Genomic DNA, 12,543 nt, shown 5'->3' on the forward strand with positions numbered 1-12,543 from the left:
CATTCTGGCGCAGCACATGATCCGGAAGCAATGCCGCAGGGATCCGCGCGGGGTCCGGGATCGTCGCCTCGCCAGTGCTTGCGGTCGCGAGAGAGGTCCGCAGCAATTCAGCCGAGGGCCGATTTCCGCAGGACGGTGTGTGCGCCCTTGTGCTGGTTCACGAGCTGGGTGATGTGCATGTCCGCGGCGATCGAGCAGAGCGTGTAGGCATCCTCGCGTGACAGGCCGGCGCGCGTTGAGATCAGCCGGATCATGGCCCGGAGCGCCTGTTTCGCCGCGTTCTCCAGATCGGGATCAAAACCGAAAGTGATGAACGAGTCCTCGGTTTCCGCCCACGGCATCCATGGTCCCGGCATGTTCTCGGCCGCGCCCTTCTCCACCTGAAACGAGAACACACCACTCATGCATGTCTCGATGGCGGTCAGGCAGACCTCGCCGTCGCCCTGGTTCGCGTGACCGTCGCCACAGGAGAACAGCGCGCCGTCCTGAAAGACAGGCAGATGCAGGGTGGCCCCGGCGCCAAGCAGTTTGCAGTCGATGTTTCCGCCGAAGGCGCGCGGTACGATCGATGACTGGATGCCCCAGTGATCGGGCGGCGCAACGCCCATGACACCGAAGAACGGAGACAGGGGCAGCGTCGTGCCCCAGGGCAGGCTTGCGGTCCTTGCCGCCTGATCGATCGGGATGTGCAGCAGACGCGATTCATCGAAGTCTTCCGGCAGGGTGCCAGACAGGGGCCTGATCGCGTTCCAGCCCCAGTCGCAGATAAGCTCGACGCTCTCGATCTTCACCGACAGCGCATCGCCGCATTCGGCATCCCTGATGCCGACCGGACCTGTCAGCGTGTGGCCGGGCGTCATCCTGTGCTTGACCTCGTCCAGGATGCGCCGGTGGTCATCGCGTACCGTCATCGGGGGAGGTGGCAGCACGCTCTCGCCGCCGGAGACGGTCTCGACAAGAACCTGTTCCCCGGCCTGAACCCAGGCAACCGCAGGGAGTTTCGGGTCGAAATAGCCCCAATGAACAGTGTCCGGCGTTGCCGGAACATGCAGCGAATGGGCCATGGTCGCCTTCTCCTGGTCTGTGGACCGCGTTGCGCGACGCGGGGTCTGCGCGTGCCCGGGGTCCTGAACATTGCCGAACTGATGCTGGCGGTTCCGTGCCCGCCAACGGAACCTGCCTAGCGCTTTGTCGCCTTCTGCGCCTTTGGTGTCTGCTTGGTTGCTGCCGGCTTCGCGGCCGCCGATTTCGCAGGCGTAGCCGCAGCCGGTGCCGCTGTCGTCTGCTGGATCGCCTCGATCAGGCGCTGGCGGATGCGTTCGTGGCGGTTGGGGTCGTCGATCTTCAGGCCGAACATGTCGCGGACATAGAAAACGTCCACGGCGCGCTCGCCGTAGGTGGCGATGCGGGCGCGACCGACGTTCAGGGACAGATTGAACAGCGCCCAGGCAACATCGTGGATGAAGCCGGGGCGGTCGCGGCCATTGACCTCGATCACCGTCCAGGTGTTGGAGATATTGTTGTCGATCAGGACGACCGGCTCGACCTTGAAGACCCGGGTGCGTTCCGCATAGCCCGGCTTGCGTTCGGCTATGACGCCGCGCGGCCTGACCTCGCCCGCCAGCGTCCGGGCAACGGCTTCGCGCAGCTTGTCCAGCCGCTGCGGGTCGGACAGGGCGTTCTCGTCCATGTCCTGCACGATGAAGGTATCCACCGCCATGCCGTCATGGGTGGTGGAGATGCGGGCATCGACGATGTTGACCCGCGCCACGGCCATGGCGCCGGCAATGCGACTGAACAGGCCCGGATGGTCGGCCGCATAGACCAGTATCTCCGTCATGGCCTTGAACTGGTCGGAGCGGGTGGCGATGGCCAGTTGTTCCTGGTTCTGGTCCGCCTTGCGCATGACCCCGGCGTGCCAGGCCTGGGTATCGGTATCGATGCCGAGCCAGTAGCCATCGTAGAAACGCTCCGTATGCGCCTCCAGATCTTCCGCCGACCAGGTGTTGAGGACTTCGGCCAGGGCTTCTTTCGCCGCCGCGACCCGCTGCTTCGGACCCCTGGCGCGCATGTCGCCTGACAGGGCCTCCTCCGCCCGGTAGTAGAGATCGCGCAGCAGCTGGCCCTTCCAGCCGTTCCAGACTCCGGGACCGACGGCACGAATGTCGGCTACGGTCAGGATCAGCAGCAGGCGCAGCCGTTCCGGGCTCTGCACCAGGGCCACGAAGTCCTGGATGGTCTTGGCGTCGGACAGGTCACGCTTGAAGGCGGTTGCCGACATCAGCAGATGCGCGCGCACCAGCCAGGCCACCATCTCCGTCTCGCCCGCACTGAAGCCGAGGCGCTTGCACAGCTTCAGCGCCACCTTCTCCCCCAGAACCGAATGGTCACCGCCACGGCCCTTGGCAATGTCGTGCAGGAAGACCGCCATGTAGAGCACTTCGCGCGACAGCACCTGGTGCACGATCTCGTGGCTCAGCGGATGCTCCTCCGCCAGCCCCCCCTGCTCGATCTTCCAGACCAGCCCGACCGCGCGCAGGGTGTGCTCGTCAACCGTGTAATGGTGGTACATGTCGTGCTGGGTCTGCGCCACGACCCGCCCGAAGTCGGTGATGAACTGGCCCAGGATACCGGCCTCGCTCATCCGCCGCAGGTGGGTCTCCGGGTCCTTCCTGGAGGTCATGATGTCCAGGAAGCAGCGGTTGGCTACCGGATCATTGCGCACCGCGCGATTGATCTTCTTGTGGTGACGCCGCAGCAGCCGGTGGGCATCGGGGTGAATGTCCAGATCGTTCGCCTGTGCCACCTGGAAGATGCGCAGCATGGCCACAGGGTCCTCGGCGAACATCTCCTCATCCTCGACATTCAGCCAGCTGCCTTCCGCCACGAAGCCGTCGATCTGCTTCGTGCGCAGGCCGAAGCGGGGCAGGCGGAACAGCGGCTTCTTCTGGTTCTCCGCCTCGATGGAGGAGCAGATGACCCGCGTCAGGTCACCGATGTCCCGCGCCACCAGATAGTAATGCTTCATGAAGCGCTCGATGGCCTGCGCACCGGCGCGGTCCGTATATCCCAGGCGGGTTGCCAGTTCGGTCTGCACATCGAAGGTCAGGCGCTCTTCGGGCCGGTTGGTCAGCAGATGCAGGTGAAAGCGTACCGACCAGAGGAAGCGCTCCGCCTTGACGAAGCGCCGGTACTCTGCGGCAGTCATGATGCCCCGTTCCACCAGGTCACCGACGTCGGCCACCTTGTAGACGTACTTGGCTATCCAGGTCAGGGTGTGCAGGTCGCGCATCCCGCCCTTGCCTTCCTTCAGATTGGGCTCGTTGACGTAGCGCGAGTCGCCGAAGCGCTGATGGCGCTCATCGCGCTCCGCCAGTTTCAGTTCCACATATTCGGTGCCGCTGCCCTGCACCACGTCCTTGCGGAACCGCCGTTGCAGTTCCAGGAACAGGTTCTGGTCGCCGAAGATGAAACGGGCTTCCAGCAGTGCGGTGCGGATGGTCGTGTCCTGCTTCGACAGGCGGATGCAGTCGTCGATGGTGCGCGTCGAGTGGCCCACCTTCAGCTTCAGGTCCCACAGCATGTAGAGCATGTATTCGATCATGCTCTCCGACCAGGCGGTCTGCTTGTAGGGCAGCAGGAACAGCAGATCCACATCCGACTGCGGCGCCATCTGGCCCCGGCCATAGCCGCCGACCGCGACGACGGACATCTGCTCGCCGTCGGTCGGATTGGCCGCGTGAAACACGTCGTTCAGGGCGTGGTCGTAGAGCAGCCGGATGATCTGATCGACCAGAAACGCCATCGCCCGCGCTGACTGGTCCCCGGCCTCCCCATTCACGAAACGCTGCTCGATCGCCGCGCGGCCTTCCTCCATCGCTTCGCGCAGTTCGGCGAAGACGGCATTGCGCAGATCCGCCTCCTGCTTCTCGGCGAGGCTGGCGATACGGGTGCCCACGGCACGGCGGTCAATGATCTGTCGGCGATTGCGAACCTGTTCCATGCGGCGCAACATACAGCAACATTCAAGTAGACCAAATGACTGCGATCCGGGGAGGGTGAGCCATGTCGATGACGCTGAACGAGGGGTTGAAGCTGGGGTTCATGGCGCGGATGTCGACCCGCGACGAAGCCGTCGCGGTGGTGGACCTGGCGGACCGCAACGGCTTCGACTCGCTCTGGCTGGGGGATCACCTGGTCTTCGCGGTGCCGATCCTGGATCCGCTGATCCAGCTTGCGCAGGCTGCGGCCCTGTCGGACAGGCTGACCGTGGCGACCGGTGTCTACCTGCTTGCCCTGCGGCACCCGACGCCCACCGCCAAGATGGCGGCGACGCTGGACCACATCTCCGGCGGGCGCTTCATCTTCGGCACCGGTGTCGGCGGTGAGTTCCCGGGGGAGTTTGCCGCCGCCGGGGTGCCGCACAAGGAGCGCGGCGCCCGAACCTCCGAATCCATCGAGGTCATCCGCAAGCTCTGGTCGGGGGAGGAGATCACCCACAAGGGCCGTCATTTCGAGCTGCCGCCGACGCGGATGCTGCCCGCCCCGGTGCAGGCCGGTGGCCCGCCGATCTGGGTCGGCGGACGCTCCCCCGCCGCGCTGCGCCGGGCGGCCACGCTCTCCGACGGCTGGATCTCGTATGTGGTGACACCGGAGATGTTCGCCGAGTCGCTGGCCACCATCCAGGCCAACATGGCGGAGGCCGGGCGCAGCGTTGACGGCTTCGGGACCGGTCACCTGCTGTTCTTCCGCATCGACGATGACTTCGACACCGCCTGGGACAAGGCGACCGACCACCTGTCGACCCGCTACGCCATGGATTTCCGAAAGCCCGCCAAGCGCTATGCCGCGCTGGGCACGCCGGAGCAGGTGGCCGAGAGCGTGCGAAAGTTCCATGCCGCAGGTGTCCGCCATCTGGTGCTGGACCACACCGGCCCGCTGGACGAAAGCCACGCCCAGCTTCAGCGCTTCGCGACGGAGGTGAAGCCGCTGCTGGCCGACCTGCTCTGAGGCGTGCTGCCGGCTCAGGCGGACTGCAGCGTGTTCTCCACCCAGACCGGGCTGATGTGATGGTGCTGCAGTTCCGGTTGCCTGCCGTCGATCAGAGCCATCACCTTCGGCGGCGTCAGCGGCAGTGAGGAGACCTTCGTGCCCGTGGCGTCGGCCACGGCGCAGGCGACGGTGGCACCGACATTCAGGATCGGCACTTCTCCTGCGCCCTTCGTCCCCAGCGGACCGCAGGACGGTGCGCCTTCATAGAGGTCGAACTCCACCGGGATGACGTCGGCTGCCAGGGGAAGGTGATAGCTCTCGAACCCCTGCTGGTCAAAGGCACCGCTGTCATTGATGGTGATTTCCTCATGCAGGGCATAGCCCAGCCCCTGCGCGACACCGCCCTGGATCTGGCCGTGGATGGCGCGGGGATTGAGGGCGCGGCCGACATCCTGCACCACGCGGTAGGCGAGGATCTCGACCTGACCGGTGTCGGGATCAATGGCCAGTTCGCAGTCATGCACGGCGAAGACCGGCAGGTCGATGGCGTCCAGGAAATGCCCGGCAACACAGCCCGGCAGCGCGGAGACCGCGCCGGGGGCAGTGAAGGATCCATTGCCGGAGACGGGGCCTGTCCGGCTTTCCACCTCCGCGATCACCTGCTGGATGGTGGTGCCGGTACCGGGGCGTCCGGCGATCTCGATGCGGCCATCGGCGAGCACCAGTTCGCTGCGGTCGGTCTGCAGCATCTCGCTGGCGACATCCAGCAGCTTGGCCTTCACCTCCTCGCAGGCGGCGACGCTGGCGGCGCCTATGGAAACCGTGGTGCGTCCGCCGCCCACACCCAGATCGCGACCGGCGGCGTCGGTGTCGGCTGACTTCACGATGACCTGCTCCGGTGGGATGCCGAGACTGGCTGCCACGATCTGCGGCAGGGCCTGCATCATGGTGCCCTGTCCGATCTCCACGCCCGTCGTGACCAGTGTGGCGCTGCCATCGGAGTTCAGGTTCACCGTCGCGGCAGACAGGCCGACGAAGATGAACCATGTGCCGACCGTGGTGGCTCGGCCATAGAGCCTTCCGTCAGCCAGCGCCTTCCTGTCGCCGGAGCTGGCGCGCAGTGCCTCCATGCGGTCGATCATCGGGCCCAGCACGTTGCCTTCGAACACCTGGCCGGTGGAACCGAGGTCCTTGTCACCCAGCACGTTGCGGCGGCGGAATTCAAGGCGGTCCATGCCGATGGCATCCGCGATCTCGTCGGTGTGCCGTTCCAGCGCGAAGGTGTTGTAGACGCCGTTGCAGGCGCGGAAGGCCCCGTTGGGCGGCGTGTTGGTATAGATGGCGCGGCTGGAGAGGCGGGCCGTGCCGAGCCTGTAGTTGCCGCCCAGCGTGTGTGCGGTCATGGATGTCAGGAAGACCTGTTCCCCGCCATAGGCCCCGCAGTCCATCAGCACGGTGGCTTCCCGTCCGACGATTTCCCCCTCCTGTGTGACGGCGGAGCGGATGCGGATCTCGGCATTCTCGCGGGAGAGGCAAGTCATCTGCTCCTCCCGGCGGGAATTGACGATCGAGACCGTGCGACCCGACATGCGCGCCAGGACCGCGGCGCAGGGTTCGATGGAGGCATCGAACTTCAGCCCAAAGCCGCCGCCGACGGCGGGCACGGTGACCCGCACCTGCGATTCGGGTACCCCCAGCGCGCGGGCAGTGACATCGCGGACGGTCCATGGGACCTGGGTGGAGGTGTGGATGTGGAAACGCCCGTCCTCGTAGGAGACCACAGCCGCGCGCGGTTCGAAGGGCACATGACTCTGCCGTCCGACCTGATAGCAGCCCTCCACGATGGTGACGTCCGGGCGGGCGAAGGCGGCATCGGAGTCGCCGCGCGTCACGGTGGCTTCCCAGGCCACATTGCCCTGCCGCACCGAGCCTTCCGCCAGGACCTCGTAGCTCTTCCAGTCCGGGTGCACCAGCGGCGCATCCTCGGCCAGAGCGGCGGCCATCGTGGGCACGGCGGGAAGCGGGGCCAGCTCCAGCTCGATCACGGCCAGCGCGGCCCGCGCCTGATCCAGCGTGTCGGCGGCCAGTGCCACGATGGGTTCCCCGTGATAGCGGATGGCATCCCTAGCCAGCAGCGGGTGATCGGCAATGCCTATGCCGTACAGGCCCGGTGCATCGTCGGCGGTGGCGATGGCGCGGACCCCCGGCATCCGGCGGGCAGGCTCCACATCCAGCCGCACGATGCGCGCCGAAGCCACCTCCGCGCGCAGCAGTACGGCATGGATCACTTCCGACCCGCCGACATCGGTGGTGTAGCGGGTCCGGCCGGTGATCTTGTCCTGCGCATCCCGGCGCGGGAAGTTCATCACGGCCTTCTCGGCATGGCCTGCGTCGGTCATGGCGCTGCCACCTCCTGCCCTGTCACGGAAAGGGCTGCATCGATGATGCGTTCGTAGCCCGTGCAGCGGCAGGCATTGCCCGAAAGTTCCGCCTTCAGTGCCGCGCGGGTCGGCTGGGCTGATGTCTCCAGAAAGGCGCTGAGGGTCATGACCATGCCGGGAAAGCACATTCCGCACTGCACCACATCATGATCCAGCAGCGCCTGCTGCACGGCGTTGAGCTGCGCGCCGCCACCGGCAATGCCCTCGATCGTCGTGACAGCCCGCCCGGCCAGCGTTCCCACCGGGATCAGGCAGGATACCATGGGTTCGCCATCCACATGCACGGTGCAGGCACCGCAGAACCCCTCCCGGCAGACGGACTTGGCCCCGGTCAGGCGCATGTGGTCGCGCAGCACATCGATCAGGGGAGTGCGCGGGTCGCCGGTGAAGGTGCGTTCCTCCCCGTTGACGCTGAGAGTCACGCTCATGGATCAGTCCTCTCTTTCGGCAAGCGCCGTGAAGACACGGGCCACCAGGCCCGGCAGAACCCGCTCCCGGTACCAGCCCGGTGCGTCCGTGGCATCGCGCCCGGTGAAGTCGCCGGCACGGGACGCGGAGATGGCCTTCATCCTGTCAGGGTCAGGCCGTTCGCCGACCAGCGCGGCCTCCAGTTCCGGCCAGCGGCGGGCAGTGGCCTCGACGGCACCCACAGCCACGGCGGCATCCGCGATGGTGTCGTCCGCCCCGGTGGCCACGGCGATGCTGACATGGGCAACCGGATACTCCCCCGCCTGGCGCAGCGTCAGGCGCGCATGGGCGCTGCGTCGGGCATGGCGGGGCAGGATGATGCGTGTGACCAGGTGGGTGGGGGTGATGTCCCCACGCTGCGCCAGGAATGCCGCGACGGGCATGATCGCGATGCCTTCCTGGTTCTGAACCTCGATCTCCGCGTCCAGTACCAGCAGCGGCGGAATCAGGTCCGCCGGGGCAAAGCCGGTGGTGCAGAGGTTGCCGCCGATGGTGGCCATGCGGCGTATGGCAGGCGTGGCGGACGATCCGGCAGCCATCGCCAGCGCCCGCAGGTCGGCGCAACTGTCCAGGGCGTTGGCGATCCGCGCATGGGTTGCCAGACAGCCGATGGACGCCTGCTCCGCATCGACCTGAATCTCGTGCAGCGCGGAAATACCCGCCAGGCTGACATAGGTCTGCGGCGGTGTCTCGCAGCGCACGGGGGCGCGGCTGATCCATGTCGCGCCGGCCAGCGCAACGCCGGTCCCGTTCAGGTCCCGCAGCAGGGAAACGGCCTGCGCGATGGTGGCGGGGGTGAGAAAACTGCTGCCTGCTGTCATGTCCACTTGACGGCCAACCCTTGTCTGACGGCGCGCGCGGTCATGGGAACGACCGCCGGAATGCCGAACTGATACAGCGGCGAGTATTCGTCAGTGCGGACAGGGGAACAACGTCAAGCGACGCGCAGTGCGCCGTAGGCATGTCTAATGGTCAGTTGGCGCCAACCCGCACCGCCCCCAGGATCGGGCCGAAGCCGTCGGCCTGGACGATGACGGCGCAGCCGTCACGGCCCTCGGCCCAGACGGCCTGCATGTCCACCGGCAGGCTGAGGGCCGACGTGCCGTCCCAGGTGCCGACGCGCTCCATCTTCCGGACGACATTGTAGTAGGCAAGCGTCTTGCCCCGGTTCTCGCCGCGCTGGATATCGACATCGTGGCGATTGTCGAAGGCGACAAGCCAGATGGTGGCGGGCGTTTCGAGATCGGCTGGCGCCAGATCGACGACCCACTGGCCCTTGCCTCGGCCCTTGTGGGTCGAGACGCTCACCATCGGGCGGCTGGCCGTGGCCTCGATCGCGGCCTCCACCGCACGCTTGTCGTGGCCGACGACCTGCTCCTTGCCGCCGATCACCAGTTGCGGGGTATAGACGTAGCGTCCGCCGACGCGACTGACGTAGCTGCGCTGGCGCTGCCCCGACTCCGGCATCGCGAAGGTGTCGTGCCAGCCGATGTAATCCCAGTAGTCGACGTGAAAGCTGAAGCCCAGCACATCGTCGCGCTTCACCAGTTCGCCCAGCAGTTCATCGGCAGGGGGACAGGAGTTGCAGCCCTGGCTGGTGAAGAGTTCCACCACGACCAGGGGGTGGTCGGCCGCGCGTGCATCCGGTGCGGCCACCAGCATGCCAAGGCCGGACGCCGCCAGCATGAGGGCAGCGGTGATGCCGCGACGTGCGCGACCGGGGAGTCTGTTCAATAGGTGATTTCGCATGCTGCGAAGGTAGGCGGCGGACGAGGGGGCGACGAGTCACTTGTCAGTGAAATATCGCCCCCTCGCGTTTTCGTTACACCGCCTTGATCAGGCCGCGAGCCTGCGCAGCACGTACTGCAGGATGCCGCCGTGACGGAAGTAATCAACCTCGTCGAGCGTGTCGATGCGGCAGAGCAGGTCAACCTCGACCGTCGAGCCGTCCGCGCGCTCGATCACGCAGGGAACATTCATGCGCGGCTTGATGCCGTCGGAGATGCCCTTCAGCGTGACGATCTCGTCACCGGTCAGACCCAGCGTCTTGCGATCCGTCCCCTCCGGGAACACCAGCGGCAGGACACCCATGCCGACCAGGTTGGAACGGTGGATACGCTCGAAGCTCTCCGCGATCACGGCCTTGACGCCCAGCAGGTTGGTTCCCTTGGCCGCCCAGTCACGCGACGAGCCCGTGCCATATTCCTTGCCCGCGAAGACGACCAGCTTGCGGCCCTCCTCCGCGTACTTCTGGGCGGCGTCATAGATCGACATGGTCTCGCCCGACGGAATGTGGCGGGTCATGCCGCCTTCCACACCCGGCACCATCTCGTTGCGGATGCGGATGTTGGCGAAGGTGCCGCGCATCATGACCTGATGGTTTCCGCGGCGGGAGCCGTAGGAGTTGAAGTCACGCGTCGGAACCTGGTTGCCGCTGAGATAGCTGCCGGCCGGGCCGTCCGCCTTGATCGAACCGGCGGGGGAGATGTGGTCGGTGGTCACCGAGTCGGCCAGGATCGCCAGGATCCGGGCATTCTCCACATCCTCGAAGCCTTCCGGCGGGTCCAGCTTCATGCCTTCGAAGTACGGCGGATGCTGCACGTAGGTGGAGGTCATGTCCCACTCGTAGGTCAGGCCGCCACTGCTCTGCACCTTCTGCCAGTCCTCGTCACCGGCGAAGACATTGCCGTAACGCTCCTCGAACATCTCCGGCAGCACGCAGCTCCGGACGGTCTCGACGACTTCCTCGTTGCTCGGCCAGATGTCCTTCATGAAGACATCGTTGCCGTCCTTGTCCTGACCCAGCGGATCATTGAACAGATCGACCTTCATCGACCCGGCAATGGCGTAGGCCACTACCAGCATGGGGGAGGCGAGATAGTTCGCCTGCACATGCGGGTTCACGCGGCCTTCGAAGTTGCGGTTGCCCGACAGCACCGAACAGGCCACCAGATCGTTCTCGCTGATGGTGTTCGCGATCGGATCCGGCAGCGGGCCGGAGTTGCCGATGCAGGTGGTGCAGCCATAGCCGACCAGGTTGAAGCCGAGCTTGTCCAGATCGTCGGTCAGTCCGGCCTTCTCCAGATAGTCGGAGACGACCTGGCTGCCGGGGGCGAGCGAGGTCTTGACCCATGGCTTCACGGTCAGTCCCAGCTTGGCCGCGTTCCGTGCCACCAGTCCGGCACCCAGCATGACGCCGGGGTTGGAGGTGTTGGTGCAGGACGTGATGGCGGCAATGACGACGTCGCCATGGCCGATATCATAGTCCGCGCCCTTCACGGCAAACCGCGCATCCGGGTTGGAGACGCCGAACACGTCCTTCTCCGCCTTGGAGAAGGCGGTCGCTGCGGTCGACAGCGGCACCCGGTCCTGCGGGCGCTTCGGCCCTGCCAGGCACGGTTCCACGGTGGAGACATCCAGCTCCAGCGTATCGGTGAACACCGGCTCCGCATCGTCCAGCCACAGACCCTGTTCCTTCGCATAGGCTTCCACCAGCTCGATCAGTTCGGCCGGGCGGTTGGTGGAGCGCATGTAGGCCAGGGTCTCGTCATCGACGGGGAAGAAGCCGCAGGTGGCGCCATATTCCGGTGCCATGTTGGCGATGGTGGCCCGGTCGGCGAGGCTCATCTGGCTGACGCCGGAGCCGTAGAACTCGACGAACTTGCCGACAACGCCGCGGGCGCGCAGCATTTCGGTCACGGTCAGCACCATGTCGGTCGCAGTGGTGCCTTCCTTCAGCTTGCCGGTCAGCTTGAAGCCGACGACTTCCGGAATCAGCATGGAGGTCGGCTGGCCCAGCATCACGGCCTCCGCCTCGATGCCGCCAACACCCCAGCCCAGCACACCCAGGCCATTGATCATGGTGGTGTGGCTGTCGGTGCCGACCAGCGTGTCGGGATAGGCGACCGTGCGGCCGTCCTCTTCCCTGGTCCAGACGACCTTGGCGAGATATTCCAGGTTCACCTGATGGCAGATACCGGTTCCCGGCGGCACGACGCGGAAATTGTCAAATGCCTGCGATCCCCACCGCAGGAACTCGTAGCGTTCCTTGTTGCGCTGGTACTCCAGATCGACATTGGTCTTGAACGCGGTGTTGTTGCCGAAGGCATCCACCATGACCGAATGGTCGATCACCAGATCGACAGGGTTCAGCGGATTGATCTTGTTCGGGTCGCCGCCCATCGCCTCGATGGCGGAGCGCATGGCGGCAAGGTCGACCACGGCGGGCACGCCGGTGAAGTCCTGCATCAGCACGCGCGCCGGGCGGTAGGCAATCTCCTGCCCCTTGGCGCCCCGGTCGTTCAGCCAGCCGGCCATGGCCTTGACGTCATCGACGCTGACCGTGCGGTCGTCCTGGAACCGCAGCAGGTTCTCCAGCAGCACCTTCAGCGATTTCGGCAGGGCGGAGATGTCACCCAGCTCGGCCTCGGCGGCCTTCAGGCTGAAATAGTCAATCTCCTTGCCGCCAACATTAAGCGTGCGGCGTGTCTTCAAGCTGTCCAGACCCACAAGCCAGCTCCTCTTCCCAAGAATTCATGAAACCCGAACCATCGACGGGCGACCCCCCATGCGGACGCCGGTGCCGGAATCCGGCCTGCCGTGTCGTCCCGCAACAGTCGCTCGCGTCGATAATAGACGAAGC

At 65.9% G+C, this 12,543-nt stretch carries 8 protein-coding genes; 1 reads left to right on the top strand and 7 read right to left on the bottom strand.

Going from position 1 to position 12,543, the window contains the following annotated elements; genetic code table 11:
• Positions 1-107 precede the first annotated feature (107 nt).
• Entirely contained in the window at positions 108-1,064 is a 957-nt protein-coding gene (locus QGV54_RS02450) for an acetamidase/formamidase family protein (RefSeq protein WP_281018457.1), read from the bottom strand.
• A 116-nt stretch (positions 1,065-1,180) separates the two neighbouring features.
• Positions 1,181-4,003, bottom strand: coding sequence for a [protein-PII] uridylyltransferase (locus QGV54_RS02455; protein WP_281018456.1), 2,823 nt, complete (start codon positions 4,001-4,003; stop codon positions 1,181-1,183).
• 62 nt (positions 4,004-4,065) lie between these two features.
• Here QGV54_RS02455 and QGV54_RS02460 point away from each other — a divergent pair, with 62 nt between their 5' ends.
• Complete coding sequence (locus tag QGV54_RS02460; RefSeq protein ID WP_281018455.1) at positions 4,066-5,010, top strand: LLM class flavin-dependent oxidoreductase; 945 nt, start codon at positions 4,066-4,068, stop codon at positions 5,008-5,010.
• A 14-nt stretch (positions 5,011-5,024) separates the two neighbouring features.
• Here the strand turns inward: QGV54_RS02460 and QGV54_RS02465 are convergent, their stop codons facing one another.
• From QGV54_RS02465 to acnA, 5 genes are all read right to left on the bottom strand, one after another.
• Positions 5,025-7,391: a xanthine dehydrogenase family protein molybdopterin-binding subunit gene (locus QGV54_RS02465; protein WP_281018454.1), complete on the bottom strand. Its 2,367-nt coding sequence runs from the start codon at positions 7,389-7,391 to the stop codon at positions 5,025-5,027.
• On the bottom strand, positions 7,388-7,861 hold the full coding sequence (locus QGV54_RS02470; protein ID WP_281018453.1) for a (2Fe-2S)-binding protein: 474 nt from the start codon (positions 7,859-7,861) through the stop codon (positions 7,388-7,390). Before QGV54_RS02470 ends, QGV54_RS02465 begins: the two co-directional genes overlap by 4 nt.
• 3 nt (positions 7,862-7,864) lie before the next feature.
• The gene (locus QGV54_RS02475) at positions 7,865-8,722 is read right to left on the bottom strand and encodes an FAD binding domain-containing protein (protein WP_281018452.1); all 858 of its coding nucleotides are present in this window, start codon (positions 8,720-8,722) and stop codon (positions 7,865-7,867) included.
• Positions 8,723-8,873: 151 nt separating this feature from the next.
• Complete coding sequence (locus tag QGV54_RS02480) at positions 8,874-9,635, bottom strand: DUF1223 domain-containing protein (RefSeq protein ID WP_281018451.1); 762 nt, start codon at positions 9,633-9,635, stop codon at positions 8,874-8,876.
• Positions 9,636-9,737: 102 nt separating this feature from the next.
• Positions 9,738-12,395 carry an aconitate hydratase AcnA gene (gene acnA, locus QGV54_RS02485; RefSeq protein WP_281018450.1) on the bottom strand — a complete coding sequence of 886 codons (2,658 nt, stop codon included), beginning with the start codon at positions 12,393-12,395 and terminating at the stop codon, positions 9,738-9,740.
• Between the last annotated feature and the right edge of the window lie 148 nt (positions 12,396-12,543).

Origin of the sequence: Minwuia sp. IMCC3060 (assembly GCF_029909435.1) — a bacterium.
Lineage (GTDB): Bacteria > Pseudomonadota > Alphaproteobacteria > Minwuiales > Minwuiaceae > Minwuia.